This is a genomic window from Streptosporangium sp. NPDC000396 (assembly GCF_042898655.1).
Classification (GTDB): Bacteria; Actinomycetota; Actinomycetes; order Streptosporangiales; family Streptosporangiaceae; genus Streptosporangium.
Genome location: NZ_JBIAZA010000030.1, coordinates 76,527 through 92,387 on the forward strand (window position 1 = coordinate 76,527; position 15,861 = coordinate 92,387).

Consider the following 15,861-nt stretch of genomic DNA (forward strand, 5'->3'; position numbering starts at 1 on the left):
GGGCCGACGATGAACAGCGGTGAGCCGACGATGAACATTGCGATCACGCTGACCGTGAACGGGGTGGTCCGGCATGTCGAGGTGCCCGGGCGGCGCCTGCTGTCGGACTGCCTGAGGCACGATCTCGGCCTGACCGGCACGCACGTCGGCTGCGAGCACGGGGTCTGCGGGTGCTGCACGGTGCTGCTGGACGGGCAGCCGGTCCGGTCGTGCCTGACGTTCGCGGTCACCGTGGACGGGCACGACATCACCACGGTGGAGGGGCTCGCCGCCCCGGACGGCACGATGTCGCCGGTGCAGCGGGCCTTCGCCGAGTGCCACGGCCTGCAGTGCGGGTTCTGCACCCCGGGCTTCCTGTGCACGATCACCGCCCTGCTACGGGAGACCCCCGCACCGACCGATGAGGAGGTGCTGGAGGGCATCTCCGGAAACCTGTGCCGGTGCACGGGGTATCAGAACATCGTCAAGTCCGTCCACCGCGCGGCCGAGATCCTCGCGGAGGAGACGTGAGCGAGCCGATGGGCACAGCGGCGTTCGCGGATGCCGCCGAAGTCTTGGGCGAGGAGATCGCATGAACGACCGAGCCATCAGGTACGGCACGGCATGCCGCCGTGTCCCGGCGAGCCGCCAGGCGGGGAGAGCATGACGACGAAGCTGTTCGGGGAGCCGGTGCAGCGCCGGGAGGACCCCCGGCTGCTCACCGGGCAGGGGCGTTATCTGGACGACCTCGGTGAGGACGCGCTGGCGGTGGCGTTCGTCCGGTCCCCGCACGCCCACGCCCGGATCCGCGACATCGACGTGTCGGCCGCGATCGACGTGGACGGGCTGGTGGCGGTCTACACCTGGGAGGACCTGCCCGCGCGGCTCGCCGAGCCGTTGCCGCTGCTCATCCCGCATCCGGCGTTGACCCACGGCCGCACCGCCCACCCGCTCGCCCGCGACGTCGTCAGACATGTCGGCGAGCCCGTCGTGATGGTCGTCGCCCGTGACCGTTATCTCGCGGAGGACGTCTGCGCGCTCATCCAGGTGGATTACGAGATCCTCAAGCCGGTGGTCGGGCTGGAGGAGGCAGCGCAGTCCGCGCACCTCGTCCACGCCGACGTGCCGGGAAACGTCGGCGCCCACCTGGTGCAGGAGGTGCCTTCGGCGGCCGGGCTCAGCCCGAGGGAGGCGATCGAGGCAGCACCGCACGCGCTCGCGTTCCGCCTCGACATCGAGCGCAGCGCCTCCATGCCGCTTGAGGGGCGCGGTGTCTACGCCCGATGGGACGCCGACGATCAGTCCCTGCGCGTCTACACCAGCACCCAGACCTCCACCAGCGTCCGCATGGCGATCGCGGCCAAGCTCGACCTGCCGCTGCCCAAGGTCGAGGTGATCGCGCCTGACGTGGGCGGCGGGTTCGGGGTGAAGATCGTGCACCCGTGGCCGGAGGAGGTTCTGGTCCCGTGGGCTGCCATCCTGCTCGGCCGCGAGGTCAAGTGGACCGAGGACCGGCGTGAGCACTTCATCTCCTCCGCGCACGAGCGGGCTCAGGTGCAGTTCGTGCGGGTCGGCTTCGACGACGACGGCCGGGTGCTCGGCCTTGAGGTGAGCATCCTGCACGACCACGGCGCCTACACGCCGTACGGGATCATCGTGCCGATCATCACCTCCACCCAGCTTCTCGGTCCCTACAAGATCGGCTCCTACCGGGTCGAGTTCTCCTCGATCTACACCAACACCGTGCAGGTCACGCCGTACCGGGGGGCGGGCCGCCCGCAGGCCGTCTTCTGCATGGAGCGGACGATGGACCACATCGCCGGATATCTGGGGGCGGACCGTACGGCGGTGCGCGCGGCCAACTTCATCCAGCCCGACGAGTTCCCCTACGACCAGGGCCTGATCTTCCAGGACGGCCGCCCGCTGATCTACGACAGCGGCGACTATCCCGAGTCGCTGCGGATGCTCAAGGAACTCATCGGCTGGGACTCTTTCCCCGCGCTGAAGGCCCAGGCCGCGGCCGAGGGGCGCAGGATCGGGCTGGGCATCGGCTGTTACGTCGAGGGCACCGGCGTCGGCCCCTATGAGGGAGGCCACGTCCAGATCACCTCCGACGGCCGGGTGCACGTCTCGACCGGGCTCACCTCCCAGGGACAGGGTCACCAGACCGCGTTCGCCCAGATCGCCGCGACCGAGCTCGGCGTGCCGCTGGAGCGGGTCTCGGTGGTCACCGGCGACACCCGCAGGTTCGGCTACGCGGTCGGGACGTTCGCCTCGCGGGCCGCGGTGATGAGCGGCAACGCGGTCGCGCTGGCATGCCGGAAGGTTCGCGAGAAGGCCCTGCGGATCGCGGCCGACGCGTTGGAGGCCGACCCCGGCGACCTGGAGATCGTCGACGGGGAGGTGAGGGTGGTGGGCGCGCCCGGCGCGTCCATCCCGCTGGCGACCGTGGCGGTGCTGTCCAACCCGCTGCGCTACGCCTTCGACGAGGAGACGGCGCGGGCGACCCAGTTCGCCGGGACGTCGTCCTTCGACAAGCCTCCGGTGGAGGAGGGGGAGGAGCCGGGGCTTGAGGGGCGCGACTACTACTCGCCCATCCGCTCGACCTTCGCCTCCGGCATGCACGCGGCGATCGTCGAGACCGATCCGCTCACGGCCGAGATCCGCGTCCTGCGGTACGCCGTCGTCCACGACTGCGGCAACCTGATCAACCCGATGATCGTCGAGGGGCAGATCCACGGCGGCGTCGCCCAGGGCGTCGGCGGCGCGCTGTACGAGCGGATGGTCTACGACGATCACGGCCAGTTGCTGAACGCCTCGTTCATGGACTTCCTGATGCCCTACGCGACGGAGGTCCCGAGAGTGGAGACCGCGCACTTGCAGACGCCGTCCCCGTTGAACCCGCTGGGCATCAAGGGCGCGGGGGAGGCGGGGGTCATCCCGGTGTCGGCGGTGATCGCCTCCGCCATCGAGGACGCCGAGGGGATCGCCATCGACAAGATGCCGATCTCGCCCTCGGAGCTGTTCGACCTGCGCCGCGGTCAGCCGTGACGTGGAGGGATTCCGAACTCGGCCGAAAAATTAATCTACATTGTAAAGATGCCGGCCTCGGCCGCGATCATCTCGAAGGCCCCCTCGTCGATGGCGGCGATGTCCTCTTCGTCGAAGATCTCGTGCTTGACGTCGTCCCATCGGTGGAATGCGGTCATCGGTCATGCTCCTTCGGCGGCGCTCCCAGCTCTTCGACTCATTGAAGAGCAGTCTCGTCGCTCTAGGTGTTTGATTGAGCTCTTTCCGTGTCCGCCGGGGCTTCCGGGGTGGCCGGGGGGAGGTCGCGCATCGTGCGCAGGGGCGAGAGGAGCAGCGGCACCACGGCCAGCACGGCCAGCGCGGCGACGATCCACAGGGTGGCGCGGGGTCCGAAGGCCTCGCCCAGCGCTCCTCCCGCCAGGCCGCCGAGGGGGAGCGTGCCCCACACGAGGAAGCGCATGGTGGCGTTCATCCGGCCGAGCATGTGCTCGGGGGTGACGCCCTGGCGGAAGCTGACCTGGCTGACGTTGTAGAGGACCACGCCGACCGAGTTCACGAACATGCCGATCGCGAACAGCGACATTCCCCAGCCGGGCCCGGAGAGCGGCACCAGGAGCATGAACGGCCCGGTCACCAGGACGGACAGCCAGATGGTCCGGGCCGAGCCGATCCGGTTGCTGACCGGGCCCACGGCCGCCGCGCCGACCAGCCCTCCGACGGCCGCCATCGAGAACAGCAGGCCGACGGCGCCGGGGGAGAGGCCGATCGTCCGGGTAAGGAAGATCATCTCAATGGCGAGCAGCATGCCGTTGGAGAAGTTCGCCGTGGCGGTACAGGCGGCGATCATGCGCAGGATCCGGTGCGTGGCCACGAACCGCAGGCCCTCGCCGATCTCCTTCAGCAGTCCCCGGCGCTCGGTGCGGTCCGGCACCCGCTCGGTGGCGTCGATCCGCCACAGGAACAGCGCCGAGCCGAGAAAGCTGATCGCGTCCACCAGCACCGCGACCGGCGCGGTTAGCAGCTGGATCAGCCCGCCGCCCGCACCCGGCCCGGCGACCTGCGCCGCGGTCCGGACGATCTCCAGCTTGGCGTTGCCGTCCACGAGCCGGTCCCTGCCGACGAGGCTGGGCAGGTAGCTCTGGTAGGCGATGTCGAAGAAGACCGTGGCCAGGCCCGTGCCGAGCGCCACGCCGTACAGCTGGGGAAGGGTCAGCCCGCCGAGCCACCAGGCGATCGGCACCGACGCCAGCAGCGCGCCCCGGACCAGGTCCGCGGTGATCAGGATCCGCCGCCTGCGCATCCGGTCCACCCACACTCCCGCGGGTAGTCCCACCAGCAGGAACGCCGCCGTCTCCGCCGCGACCAGCAGCCCGGTCTCGAACGCGCTCGCCTTGAGCGCGAGCACGGCGACCAGTGGCAGAGCCAGCAGGCTGACCTGGGTGCCGATCTGGCTGATCGTGTCGGCGCCGAACAAGAGCATGAAGTTTCGATGCCGGAACAGGCTGGCGGATTTCATGAAACGGATCTTTCAGAGTTTCGCCTGGGAGTGCAACTTGGTTCCCGTATGGCATGCGGCGAGAGAAAAGCGACCGGCCCGCCGCTTCGGCGGGAGCCGAGCGGCGGGCCGGTGGGCCTGGTTGACGAGGAGGGGCGGAGGGAGAGCCGGGTGTCCGGAACGGCTCAGGAGACCTCGGCGACCAGGCGCTTGCGGAACACCCAGTAGGACCACGCCTGGTAGCCGAGCACGAACGGCAGCGCGATCAGGCCGATCCAGGTCAGCATGCCCAGCGTGTAGGGGCCGGAGGCGGCCTCGGCGACGGTGAGGCCGGGGAGCGGGGCCGGCCAGAAGGCGCCGAACAGGGCGGCGCCGGCCAGGGCGATGGACGAGGCGGTGGCGGCGAACGCCCAGCCGTCCCGGCCGCGCCAGGTCAGCGCGATCCCGGCGGCCAGGGCGGCCACCGAGGTCAGCGCGCACGCCCACAGCCAGGGGGTCGTGCCCCACTCGGCGACGGCCGTACCGGACGAGGGGATGTTGGACAGCGCCACCACGGCGGCGGGCAGTGCGACCGTGGAGGTGGCCATCGCGGTACGGCGCGCCCGGGCGCGTACCGGGCCGGACGTCTTGAGCGCGACGAAGACCGCGCCGTGCAGCACGCACAGCGAGAGCGAGAACGCCCCGCCGAGCAGCGCGGCCGTCGCGCTGTTGTGCAGCAGGTCGGCGAAGACGGCACCCCAGAGGAAGGCCGAGAGCGCGCTGCCGACCAGGATGCCAAGGTCGCACCAGGCGCGGTCGGAGGAGTGATGGACCTTGCCCCGCCACTCCAGGCCGATGCCGCGCACGATCAGCCCGACGAGGATCAGCACGATCGGCAGGTAGAACTCGCTGAGCAGCCCGGCGTACCAGGCGGGGAACGCGGCGAACATCGCGCCGACCGCGGTGATCAGCCAGACCTCGTTGCCGTCCCAGACGGGGCCGATCGTGCCGATGACCTGCTTGCGCTCGGCCTCGTTCCTGGCCAGCACCGGAACCAGCAGGCCCACGCCGAAGTCGAAGCCCTCCAGGACGAAGTAGCCGGTCCACAGGAACGCGATGACCGCGAACCAGAAGGTGGTCAGTTCCATCGTTTCCGCTTTCAGTACATCAGGGTCGGCTGGAGCCGGGAGGCCTGGTCCTCGCCGTCGCGGGAAGGCGCCGGGAGGGGGCCGGGGGAGGCGGGCTCGGGTCCCGACTTGACATGGCGCAGGAGCAACACGGCCTCGGCCAGCGCGAGCGCGCCGTACACCACGGTGAAGACCGCAAGGGAGACGGCGACCTCGGTCAGGCTGACGCCGGGCGACACGCTCGCGGCCGTGAGCAGCTCGCCCTGGACGGTCCACGGCTGGCGGCCGATCTCGCTGAGCAGCCAGCCCGAGATCATCGCGATGGTCGGCAGGGGCAGCGCCAGCACGCAGGCCCGGCCGAACCAGGTGGGGATCTCGCGCGCCGGGCGGGGGTCGCGGCGGCGCTTGCGGGTCAGCCAGAGGCCGAGGACCGACAGGCCCACCGTGGCGAGGCCGAAGACGATCATCACGCGGAAGGACCAGAAGACCACGGGCAGGTTGGGCCGGTAGTCGCCGGGGCCGAACTGCTTCTCGAACGCGGCCTGCAGGTCCTCCGTGCCCCGGACGACCGCGTCCGGGTCGTGGGCGGCCAGGAAGCTGAGCAGCTTCGGCACCTCCACCCCCGGCACGGGGGAGAACGGCGCACCCGCCGTGTCGTGCTTGAGTCCCTCGGCGGCGGCCAGTTTCATCGGCTGCTGCTCGTGCAGGAGCTGGGCGGACATGTCCCCGCTGCCCGCGACCACGATCCCGGCGATGGCGGTCATGACCAGCGCGGCGCGCATCGGGGTCCGCCACATGTCCGCCCGGCCCCGCCGTACGGGGACGGTCCGGTCCGGGTCGATCCGCCGCTCGCGCAGGATGCGGTAGCCGCAGACCGCCAGCACGAATCCGCCCGCGACGACGAAGGCCGCCCCCACCACGTGGGGCACCTGGGCGAGCGCGTTGGGGTTGGTGAGCACCGCCCACAGGTCCGTCATGCGTGCCTTGCCGTCGACCACCTCGTAACCGACCGGGTGCTTCATCCAGGCGTTGGCGGCGAGGATGAAGTAGGCCGAGATGTTGGAGCCGATGACCGCGGCCCAGATCGTGGCGAGGTGGATGCGTTTGGGCAGCTTGTCCCAGCCGAAGATCCACAGGCCCAGGAACGTCGACTCCAGGAAGAACGCGAGCAGCGCCTCCAATGCCAGCGGGGCGCCGAAAACGTCACCGACGAAGATCGAGTACTCGCTCCAGTTCATGCCGAACTGGAACTCCTGCACGATGCCGGTGACCACGCCCATCGCGAAGTTGATCAGGAAGAGCTTCCCGAAGAACTTCGTGAGCGTCAGGTACTGCTCCTTGCCCGTGCGATGCCATGCGGTCTGGAGACCGGCCACGAAGACGCCGAGGCCGATCGTCAGAGGTACGAACAGAAAGTGGTACACGGTGGTGATCCCGAACTGCCACCGTGCCAGGTCCAGTGCGTCCATCTTCCCCTCGCGGACTTGGAGCTCTACAGCTTGTAGTTCTATCTCAAGTAGTACTACAAGTCGTAGAGCAATGGCGGGGGTCGGCGCCGCGAGCTGCTGCGATCTTTGTCACATGGTCCGGTGCGAGGCCGCACTCCTCTGCCGGACCGAGATCGTCCCCTCCGGCTCGCGACGCCGGTTCTCCCTGCGTTACCGCGGATGACTCCACGGATGCCCCGGCGCCGCGGGGCTTGGCCCCGCCTCGCCGGGTGCGCCTCCCGGGCCGCCGGGGCCCCGCAGGCGCATGTTCATAGTGGGGCGAAAGGTGTTGATCGGTCGTCAGCCGCCGGGGTGATTCCGGGGTACGCCGAGCGGGGGACCCGGCGGCTCGTTCGGGGTACGAGGCGGGGGACCCGGTGACCTGCTCGGGGTACGAGGCGGGGGACCCGGTGACCTGCTCGGGGTACGAGGCGGGGGACCCGGTGACCTGCTCAGGGTTCGAGTCGGGGACCCGGCGGCTCGTCCAGGGGGCCGGGGCGGCCTACCGGGTCGCGGCCTTCAGATAGGCGTGGAGGTTGCCGAGCAGGAAACCCCGGCGCTTGATCTTGTTGACCAGAATGCGGAAGTCCCGCGACAGGCCGGGCCGGAAGTGCAGCAGCAGCACGTCGCCGGGGCGGAGTCTCTTGTCCGGCACCTGGTAGGCGATCTTCCCGCCGGGTTGCACGGTGGCGGTCCAGAGCAGGAGGGCGTCGATCCCGCATGCCTTGGCGGCCTTGCGGGTCAGCGTGTTCTGGTTGCCGAACGGGGGGCGGAACAGGGTGGGAGGGCCGCCCGTGTGCTTGCGGATCAGTCTGGAAGTGCCGCAGATCTCGGCCTTCTGCCGCTCGTAGCCGAGCGTCGGCAGGTTCGGGTGGGTCAGCGTGTGGTTCTCGATCACCGCCCCGGCGTCACGCAGGTCGCGTACGTAGTTCCACTTGCCGGCACCCAGGAACCTGCCGCCCTGGGCGGTTGGATCGGCCGCGCCCCTGGCCTCCACCGCGTCGCGGGTGACGAAGGCCGTGATCGGGATCCGCCGCTTCCTGACCTGCGCGAGAAAGCCCGGGTCCTGCTCCCACCCGTCGTCGATGGTGAGGAAGACCACCTTTCTCCTGGTCGGGATGGAGCTGATCACCGGTGGCAACCCGTCGGAGGGCCGGGGAATCCGGCCCACCTCGCCCCGCCCGGGCAGCACTCCCGGCGGTCCCGGGGGGCCGGCGGGGGAGGGGCTGGCGCTCGGGGCGGGAGTACGGCCGGCGGCGGGATCCCGGGCGCCGTCGCCGGCGGTGCCCGAGACGCACCCCGCGCTCGCCGCCAGCGCCACGACTGCGGCCGTCGTCCTGATCGCCCATGACTTCCCCGATGCCATGGGCCACCATCCTGCCGTAACAGGAGCCCCAACTGTTTCGCGAAATACTCGTTTACCACCGATCCCAGGTCGTAAGCGGTGGAAGGGTACAGATGGATCCCCACCGGGGAGGTTGCCTGGTATCGACAAGGGTGGTTCAAGGGCCTGGAGCTGATCGCCATATGGAAGTGCTGAGCAGTCGTATCCTCGTGCGTCCCTCCGACCCCGGGCGCAGCCGCCGGTTCTACCAGGACGTCATGGGACTGGCGGTCTACCGGGAGTTCGGTCCCGCCGAGGATCCGGGCCTGGTCTTCTTTCTCGGTCAGGGGTTTCTCGAGCTGTCCGGCCGGTCCGACGGCGTGCCGGGGCGGACGTTCGCGATCTGGCTCCAGGTGCGTGACCTGTCCGCCGAACACGAACGGCTGAGCGCCGCGGGCGTCCGGGTGACCCGTTCTCCGAGACGGGAGCCGTGGGGACTGGTCGAGATGTGGATCGAGGATCCTGACGGCACGCCCATCGTCCTCGTCGAGATCCCCGACGATCACCCTCTGCGGCGCGACCAGCGCCGGTCCGTGCCGGGGTAGGGCCAGCACTACCGTGGGCAAGGGTGGAAGCGGGAGTTCGCGATCGCAGTAATCACGAAATCCTGTGACAGCACCTCTTTTGAGCCTCTTTTTTTAAGCCTCTTTGCACTTGTCTGCCGAGCTGTCGACTGATGAGGGACGACCAGTGACCCGGTACACCCGAGGAGAACCGTGACCAACTCGATCGTGATCGACGCGGATCGATCAGCCGGCGGCGAAGACGGAAGGCGGGGCAGCGACTTCGCCCGCCTGTCGCGCCGGATCGCACGGGAGGGGCTGCTGGAGCGGCGACCCGGCTACTACGCCGTGAGGATCGGCCTAGTCGCCTCCCTCTTCGCCGCCGGCTGGGCCGCTTTCTTCGCGGTGGGCGACTCCTGGTACCAGCTCCTGGTGGCGTTCTTCCTCGCGCTGGTGTTCGCCCAGGTGGCGCTTCTCGCCCACGACCTGGCCCACCGGCAGGTCTTCCGTACCCGGCGTGCCAGCGAGATCGCCGGCCTACTGGCGGGAAACCTCGGCATCGGCATGAGCTACGGCTGGTGGATGGACAAGCACACCCGCCACCACGCCAACCCCAACCACGAGGACCACGACCCCGACGTCTCTCCCGACGTCCTGGTCTGGTCGGTCGACCAGGCCGTCACCAGCCGCGGGCTGGCCAGATTCCTCGGTCGCTACCAGGCCTTCCTGTTCTTCCCGCTGCTCACGCTCGAAGCGTTCAACCTGCACGTGTCCAGCTTCCGGGCGCTGTCACGCCCGTCGCTGAGGAACCGCGGGATGGAGGCGGCGCTGCTGGCCGGGCACGTCGCCGTATACCTGGTCACGCTGTTCGCGGTGCTGCCGCCGGGCAAGGCCGTGGTGTTCTTCCTCGTGCATCAGGCGGTCTTCGGCGTCTACCTGGGCTGCACGTTCGCGCCCAACCACAAGGGAATGCCGATGCTGAGCGGAGAAGACCGGCTCGACTTCCTCCGCCGCCAGGTGCTGACCTCGCGTAACGTGCACGGCGGGTGGGTCATGGACACGGTGCTGGGCGGGCTGAACTACCAGATCGAGCACCACCTCTTTCCCAGCATGCCCACCGCCAACCTGCGCCGTGCCCAGCCGATCGTGCGGGCCTACTGCGAGGAACTGGGCATCGACTACCTGGAGACCGGGCTCGTGAGCTCCTACCGGCAGGCGCTGCGGCACATGCACGCGGTGGGGGAGCCGTTGCGGGCGCGCGGGCGCGTGCCCGCCGGTCACGAAAAGTGACCAGAGTTCCGGATGACAATCGCGCGCCACGCCGACGGCAGATGTTGCTGTTATCGGCGCGGCGGGCCATTGCCTAGGGTTCGTGGTGTGAAGCTCGCAGGCAGTGCCGTGCTCGGCATCGACAGAGAACGTGTGTGGTCCGCGCTTCAGAACCCGGCCGTGCTCGTGCGCACGATCCCGGGCTGTGAGCGCCTGGAGGAGACGGGGCCCGACACCTACCGGATGACGGTCACCGCCGGAGTGGCCTCGATCAAGGGCGTCTACCAGGGTGAGGTGGCCCTGTCCGAGCCCGACGCCCCGCAGCGGTTCGTGCTCAAGGCCCGGGGTCAGGGCGCCCCGGGAACGGTGGACGCCACCGTGGAGGTCCGTCTCAGCGAGGTCGAGGGCGGCACCCGGGTCGACTACGACGCCGAGGCCGTGGTCGGCGGCATGATCGGAGGCGTCGGCCAGCGCATGCTCAGCTCGGTGGCCAAGAAGACCGCGGGGGAGTTCTTCTCCGCCGTCGAGGAGCATCTCGTCTCCGAGGCGGCAGGCGCCGTTCCCGCCGGTACGGCCGCTGCCCCCGCCATCTCCGGTACGGCCGGCGCTCCCGGCCAGACGCCCTCGGCCGGGATCACCACGCCCGCGGTCTCGGCCCCGCAGGTCTTCGAGCGCCCGGCCAAGCAGCGGGGGGCGGGCGCTCCCGCATGGCAGATCCTCACCGCGTTCGGCATGGGGGCGGGCATCGCACTCGGCAGCGCGGTGATCGGCTGGCTGCTCGGCCGTACCGGTGGAAAACGCTGATCGCGCTCCGCGCGGCCGGACGCGCGGCGTGTGGAGCACGGGCGGAGACACGGCCGTCCCGCCCCTCGAGCCTCGCGCGTAAGGATCTCCGGGCGTAACGTGGCTGGTATGCGCGAGGCACGTGCGGAGGATGCTCGAACCGAGGCCAGAAGACTGATCCGTGACCTGCTGGGCGAGGAGCGACTTGAGGCCGACGCCCTGCTCCGTGAGGGAAGAGCCGTGCTGGGCGCCGACCGCGTCGCACGATGTGTCGAACTCACACGTGGAGCCCCGCTCACCCGTCGCTCCACCGAGCTCGCCTCGCTGGCGGGGCTGCTGGTCGGAACCCGTGACCTGGGCGAGGAGTGGTGGCGGCGGGCGCGAGGAGACAAGCTGCCGCCTCCGGACGAACTGCTGCTCACCGCGACCGCCATCGACCCGTGGACCGACCTGACGGTTCTGGAGATGCTCGCCGCCTGGATGGCCGACGACGCCGCGGACGAGACCTGGGGGCACCCGGTCGCGTTCACCGACCTGAACTCCTGGCAGGCGGAGGACCGGATAGCACTGCCCGCGGACGCCGCCGCGGGCCGGCGGCTCGTGGTCTCCTTCGACACGGGCGGCCGGCTCGACGCGGTGGTGGTCAGGCGCCCCGGCGGCGACCTCGGCTCCAACCTGGACTTCGACTCCCTGCGCTACTCGCCCCCGGCCGAGGCCCAGTGGAGCTGGGGCGTGGCGGCCGGTCTCGGCCCGCACAGGCTGGGGGAGAACCCCGACCCCTACGAGCAGCCGGTCGACACCGCCGCTGCCGGGATCCTGCGCGCCTGGGCCCTGCGCAACGGCGCCTCCGCCGGGCAGGCCGGAGAACCGTGGCGGGTCAAGGGCGATGTCATCGCCGCGATCGAGCGGGTCGACTGGATGTGGCGCAGCGGCGAGTGGTTCGCCTGGTGGCGCGCGGTGGCCGCCCTGGTCGACGGTGATCCCGTCCAGCTCGCCGGCCGCCTCGAAGAGATCGCCGCCGCCTCGTGAGCCCGCTTGCCGCGCGGGCGGGCGGCGCGGCATGCTGAGCCGGGCTCAGTTCAGCTGCTTGAGATATCCGTTGTCCACCAGCCACTTCACCGGGAGCTCCTCGGGAGTTTGTGGTGCCTCCGGGATGTATTTGCTGAGCAGGTGGAACTGCTGCCCCACGCCGTTCATCTGGAACGCCGAGGCGGCCGGTCCGGCGGCGGCCACCGCGAGGACGGTGGTCAGCGGCACTCGACGAGAAAAACCTTGCACGGATTCTCCTGGAAGAACTCGCGTGGAGCTTAACCGGATATATCCGCTTTAATTCGCGAGTCGCTGGAGGTTGTTCCGTTTATGACCTTTTGTGAGGTCATATGAAAGCGGTGCTCTCTCGCCATGATCGCGGGGGTCAGCTGGATTCGAGCAGGGCGAGAGACCGGCTGGAGGTGCCGAGGTCGCCCGAGCGGTGGTGGCGGCGGCAGAGGACCTGGTAGCGGATCGGGTCATCGCCGGTGTCCCCGATGACCACCTGCTCGCCCGTGCGCACCAGCCTGCCGCCGACCACCCGGGCATTCAGGTGGCCAGGGCGGCCGCACCAGCACAGAACCTCGACCTGCAGGCGGCTGATCTCGTCGGCCAGCTCGAAGAGCCGCTGGGCCGCCGGGAACATCTGTGAGCGGAAGTCCGAGGCCAGGCCGAAGGCGTAGACGTCGACGCCGAAGTCGTCGGCCAGATCGGCGAGCTGCTCGATCTGGGCGACCGTGTAGAAGCACGCCTCGTCGCAGATCACGTAGTCGATGGGCTGGTGCGCGCGGACCAGGGCCACCAGGTCGAGGTCGTCCACGACCTCGATGGCCTCGCTGTCCAGCCCTATCCGGCTGGTGACCTGGGGGCCGCCCGAGCGGTCGTGCTTGGTCAGCACCAGACCACGCCTGCCCTGACGGCGGTGGTTGTAGTTCATCTGCAGAGCCAGCGTGGACTTGCCGCAGTCCATCGGGCCGAAGTAGAAGCGCAGCACCCCGTCGCGGGTTCCGGCGGGGACGGCAGAGAGTGCAGACGAATCGGTCACAAAGGGTCAGCTTAGTGGGTCGGATGTGAGGGTTTGGGCAGGCGATGCGCTGGTAGAGGGTCAGCTCCCGCGCCGACACGGCTTGACTTGGCTTGATTGTCAAAAGCGTGGGAGATTCCTATTGGCCTATCAAGAAGTGGAGAATCTGTGACGACCACCGACATCAAGACCTCTGTTCCGCCCTCCGGCAAGTCCCCCGCCGTAACGCGCCCCACGGTGTCCCCCGCCGAGGAGACCGCCGAGATGCCCGCCGCGCTCGCGGCGATGATGACCGAGGACGAGGTCGTCGCCGCCAAGGCGGAGGCGGCTCGCTGGCGGTACGGCTTCTACGTCGTCCTCGTGGGCCTGATCGTCATCCTGGTCGGGTTCGTGGTGATCGCGCTGCGCGACGGCGAGTCCGCCGCCCCGTTCGCCGGTCTGGTCGGCGTCTCGGGCGCCATCATCGGTGCCTACTTCGGCGTGCAGGTCGGTCAGTCCGGCAGGGACCGGGTCGAGGCCGAGCTGCGCCGTACCAACGAGATGGCCATCCGGCTCGCCGCGAAGGTGCACGCGCACGACGCGGACGCGGTGATCGGCTCCACCATGGGACCGCGTCGCCGCTAAGAATGCCCAAGGATCAGGGGTAGCTTCGGCAGGGTCCGCCGATTTGCCGACTCCGGGTCACTGGGTAGACACGGATGCATGCGTAGCGTCCGTATTGGGGTCGACACCGGAGGCACGTTCACCGACGTGGTCGCGGTGGACGAACAGACAGGTGAGATAACCACCACCAAGACTCCTTCCACCCCCGCCAACCCGGCCGACGGGTTCATGGCGGGAGTGCGGAAGGTGCTTGAGAAAGCCGGCGTGGAGAACGTGGCGGCGGTCGTGCACGGCACCACCGTCGCCACCAACCAGCTCCTTGAGGATCGCATCGCCGATCTGGGCTTCATCACCACCGAAGGCTTCGAATTCATCCTGGAGATCGCCCGGCAGAGCGTGCCGGACGGTTACGGGAACTCCTACTTCTGGGTGAAACCGTCCCGGATCGTTCCGGTGCACCGGATCAGAACCGTCGGCGGGCGCCTGGACCACACCGGCACCGAGGTCCGGCCGTTCGACGAGGCACAGGCCGTGGAGGCGGCCAGATGGTTCCGGGAGCGGGGGATCACCGCGATCGGCGTGTGCTTCCTGCACTCCTACGCCAACCCCGAGCACGAGCTGCGGATGCGTGAGGTCCTCGAACGGGAACATCCCGACGCGGTCGTCTCGATCTCCAGCGACGTGCTGCGCGAATACCGCGAATACGAACGTTCGGTGACGACCTTGGTGGACGCCGCGGTCAAGCCGACCATGCGCCGTTACATCGCCAACCTCGCCGACCGCCTCGGCATGCCGTTCTCGGTGATGAAGAGCAACGGCGGCGTGCTGTCCGCGGCGGAGGTCGTGCACCAGCCGATCACCACGGTGCTCTCGGGCCCGGCCGCGGGCGCGCTCGGCGCCGCGCTGATCGCGTCCACCGCCGGTCACCCGTCGGTGATCACGCTGGACGGCGGAGGCACCTCCACCGACGTCGCGGTGGTGATCGACGGCGAGCCGTCCCTGACCACCGAGGGCAGCATCGGCCGCTACCCGTGCAAGATCCCGATGATCGACATCGTGACCGTGGGCGCGGGAGGCGGGTCCGTCGCGTGGATCTCACCCGAGGGCACCCTGAAGGTCGGGCCCAAGTCCGCCGGGGCCGACCCCGGTCCCCTCTGCTACGGCCGTGGCGGCACCGAGGTCACCGTCACCGACGCGCACGTCTTCCTCGGGCGGGTTCCCCCGCACCTGCTCGGCGGGGAGATCCCGCTCGACGCCGACGCGGCGCGGCAGGGAATCGAGGCGCTGGCGGGCAAGCTCGGTCTGAGCCCCGAACGGACCGCGGCCGGCATTCTGGAGATCAGCGCCTTCAACCAGTCCAACGCGATCCGCCAGATCACCGTCAAGCGGGGCCTGGACGTGCGCGACTTCCCCATGGTCGCCTTCGGCGGCTCGGGGCCTCTGCTGGTCTGCAGGCTGATCGACATTCTCGACCTGCCGTCGGTGATCATCCCGCCCGACCCGGGCAACGTGTCGGCGTTCGGCCTGCTCACGGTGGACGTCAAGAACGACTACGTGCGCACCTTCGTCACCCGCGAACTCCCCCTCGACTCCGCCGCCGAGATCTTCGGCGACCTGGAGAGGCAGGCCGCCGAGGCCCTCGACCGCGAGGGGTTCGACACCGGCCGGCACGTCTACGCGCGCAGCGCCGACCTGCGCTACTACGGCCAGGCCTACGAGGTCCGGGTGCCCGCCCCCGCCGGGCCGCTGGACGAGGCGTGGCAGGCCGAGGTGCTGGACCGTTTCCACGAGGCGCACCGGAGGCTCTACGGATACGACTACCGCGACGATCCCCGGCACGGCGTCGAGTGGGTCAACCTCCGCGTCTCCGGGATCGGCCCGATCACCCGCCCGACCATCGGGCGCAAGCCGTACGGCACGGCGGAACCCGAGCCGGTGGCGACCCGCGAGGTCTTCTACGAGGAGTGGGGCCCGGCCCCGATCCACCGCCGCGCCGACCTGGCCGCCGGAACGACGATCGAGGGTCCCGCGGTCATCGAGGAGTACGGTTCCACGCTGCCGGTGCATCCCGGCTTCACGGCGACCATGGACGAGTTCGGAAATCTGGAGGTGCGTCGTGAAGCGAACCCGACGCAGTGAGCGGAGTGGTCCGCGAGGGACGAGCGGCCC

General features: G+C 69.6%; 15 protein-coding genes. 8 read left to right on the forward strand and 7 right to left on the reverse strand.

Annotation, left to right across the window (positions count from 1 at the left end):
- The first annotated feature begins 30 nt into the window (after positions 1-30).
- Together ACFY2X_RS36515 and cutA are read left to right on the forward strand one after the other, a co-directional pair.
- On the forward strand, positions 31-510 hold the full coding sequence (locus tag ACFY2X_RS36515) for a (2Fe-2S)-binding protein (protein ID WP_389947639.1): 480 nt from the start codon (positions 31-33) through the stop codon (positions 508-510).
- A 132-nt stretch (positions 511-642) separates the two neighbouring features.
- The gene (gene cutA / locus ACFY2X_RS36520) at positions 643-3,030 is read left to right on the forward strand and encodes an aerobic carbon-monoxide dehydrogenase large subunit (protein ID WP_389947640.1); all 2,388 of its coding nucleotides are present in this window, start codon (positions 643-645) and stop codon (positions 3,028-3,030) included.
- A 35-nt stretch (positions 3,031-3,065) separates the two neighbouring features.
- Here the strand turns inward: cutA and ACFY2X_RS36525 are convergent, their stop codons facing one another.
- The 5 genes from ACFY2X_RS36525 to ACFY2X_RS36545 form a co-directional block, all read right to left on the reverse strand.
- The gene (locus ACFY2X_RS36525; RefSeq protein WP_389947641.1) at positions 3,066-3,188 is read right to left on the reverse strand and encodes a hypothetical protein; all 123 of its coding nucleotides are present in this window, start codon (positions 3,186-3,188) and stop codon (positions 3,066-3,068) included.
- Positions 3,189-3,250: 62 nt separating this feature from the next.
- Positions 3,251-4,525, reverse strand: a complete 1,275-nt coding sequence (locus ACFY2X_RS36530; RefSeq protein ID WP_389947642.1) for an MFS transporter — start codon at positions 4,523-4,525, stop codon at positions 3,251-3,253.
- A 164-nt stretch (positions 4,526-4,689) separates the two neighbouring features.
- The gene (gene cydB, locus ACFY2X_RS36535) at positions 4,690-5,631 is read right to left on the reverse strand and encodes a cytochrome d ubiquinol oxidase subunit II (RefSeq protein WP_389947643.1); all 942 of its coding nucleotides are present in this window, start codon (positions 5,629-5,631) and stop codon (positions 4,690-4,692) included.
- Positions 5,632-5,642: 11 nt separating this feature from the next.
- Complete coding sequence (locus tag ACFY2X_RS36540; protein WP_389947644.1) at positions 5,643-7,079, reverse strand: cytochrome ubiquinol oxidase subunit I; 1,437 nt, start codon at positions 7,077-7,079, stop codon at positions 5,643-5,645.
- Positions 7,080-7,599: 520 nt separating this feature from the next.
- A complete protein-coding gene (locus tag ACFY2X_RS36545; RefSeq protein WP_389947645.1) occupies positions 7,600-8,463 on the reverse strand; it encodes a polysaccharide deacetylase family protein in 864 nt (287 codons plus the stop codon).
- A 161-nt stretch (positions 8,464-8,624) separates the two neighbouring features.
- Between ACFY2X_RS36545 and ACFY2X_RS36550 the strand changes: the two genes are divergently transcribed.
- The 4 genes from ACFY2X_RS36550 (at position 8,625) to ACFY2X_RS36565 (ending at position 12,065) form a co-directional block, all read left to right on the forward strand.
- On the forward strand, positions 8,625-9,026 hold the full coding sequence (locus ACFY2X_RS36550) for a VOC family protein (protein WP_389947646.1): 402 nt from the start codon (positions 8,625-8,627) through the stop codon (positions 9,024-9,026).
- Between the two features lie 171 nt (positions 9,027-9,197).
- On the forward strand, positions 9,198-10,274 hold the full coding sequence (locus ACFY2X_RS36555) for a fatty acid desaturase family protein (RefSeq protein ID WP_389947647.1): 1,077 nt from the start codon (positions 9,198-9,200) through the stop codon (positions 10,272-10,274).
- An 87-nt stretch (positions 10,275-10,361) separates the two neighbouring features.
- Positions 10,362-11,057 (forward strand): carbon monoxide dehydrogenase subunit G, encoded by a 696-nt coding sequence (locus tag ACFY2X_RS36560; RefSeq protein WP_389947648.1) that lies wholly within the window; start codon positions 10,362-10,364, stop codon positions 11,055-11,057.
- 108 nt (positions 11,058-11,165) lie between these two features.
- Positions 11,166-12,065, forward strand: coding sequence for a hypothetical protein (locus ACFY2X_RS36565; RefSeq protein WP_389947649.1), 900 nt, complete (start codon positions 11,166-11,168; stop codon positions 12,063-12,065).
- A 45-nt stretch (positions 12,066-12,110) separates the two neighbouring features.
- Here ACFY2X_RS36565 and ACFY2X_RS36570 read toward each other — a convergent pair whose 3' ends face one another.
- Positions 12,111-12,314 (reverse strand): hypothetical protein, encoded by a 204-nt coding sequence (locus tag ACFY2X_RS36570; protein WP_389947650.1) that lies wholly within the window; start codon positions 12,312-12,314, stop codon positions 12,111-12,113.
- Between the two features lie 136 nt (positions 12,315-12,450).
- Positions 12,451-13,110 (reverse strand): thymidine kinase, encoded by a 660-nt coding sequence (locus tag ACFY2X_RS36575; protein ID WP_389947651.1) that lies wholly within the window; start codon positions 13,108-13,110, stop codon positions 12,451-12,453.
- Positions 13,111-13,257: 147 nt separating this feature from the next.
- On the opposite strand from ACFY2X_RS36575, the gene ACFY2X_RS36580 reads away from it, so the two are divergent.
- Complete coding sequence (locus ACFY2X_RS36580; protein WP_389947652.1) at positions 13,258-13,713, forward strand: hypothetical protein; 456 nt, start codon at positions 13,258-13,260, stop codon at positions 13,711-13,713.
- Positions 13,714-13,791: 78 nt separating this feature from the next.
- Positions 13,792-15,831: a hydantoinase/oxoprolinase family protein gene (locus ACFY2X_RS36585; RefSeq protein ID WP_389947653.1), complete on the forward strand. Its 2,040-nt coding sequence runs from the start codon at positions 13,792-13,794 to the stop codon at positions 15,829-15,831.
- Positions 15,832-15,861 lie beyond the last annotated feature (30 nt).

What these genes read in the sequence shown, in the direction of transcription:
- ACFY2X_RS36515 (WP_389947639.1), top strand. Translation starts at nt 31, where the DNA reads ATGAACATTGCGATCACGCTGACCGTGAACGGGGTGGTCCGGCATGTC.
- cutA (WP_389947640.1), top strand. Translation starts at nt 643, where the DNA reads ATGACGACGAAGCTGTTCGGGGAGCCGGTGCAGCGCCGGGAGGACCCC.
- ACFY2X_RS36525 (WP_389947641.1), bottom strand. Translation starts at nt 3,188, where the DNA reads ATGACCGCATTCCACCGATGGGACGACGTCAAGCACGAGATCTTCGAC.
- ACFY2X_RS36530 (WP_389947642.1), bottom strand. Translation starts at nt 4,525, where the DNA reads ATGAAATCCGCCAGCCTGTTCCGGCATCGAAACTTCATGCTCTTGTTC.
- cydB (WP_389947643.1), bottom strand. Translation starts at nt 5,631, where the DNA reads ATGGAACTGACCACCTTCTGGTTCGCGGTCATCGCGTTCCTGTGGACC.
- ACFY2X_RS36540 (WP_389947644.1), bottom strand. Translation starts at nt 7,079, where the DNA reads ATGGACGCACTGGACCTGGCACGGTGGCAGTTCGGGATCACCACCGTG.
- ACFY2X_RS36545 (WP_389947645.1), bottom strand. Translation starts at nt 8,463, where the DNA reads ATGGCATCGGGGAAGTCATGGGCGATCAGGACGACGGCCGCAGTCGTG.
- ACFY2X_RS36550 (WP_389947646.1), top strand. Translation starts at nt 8,625, where the DNA reads ATGGAAGTGCTGAGCAGTCGTATCCTCGTGCGTCCCTCCGACCCCGGG.
- ACFY2X_RS36565 (WP_389947649.1), top strand. Translation starts at nt 11,166, where the DNA reads ATGCGCGAGGCACGTGCGGAGGATGCTCGAACCGAGGCCAGAAGACTG.
- ACFY2X_RS36585 (WP_389947653.1), top strand. Translation starts at nt 13,792, where the DNA reads ATGCGTAGCGTCCGTATTGGGGTCGACACCGGAGGCACGTTCACCGAC.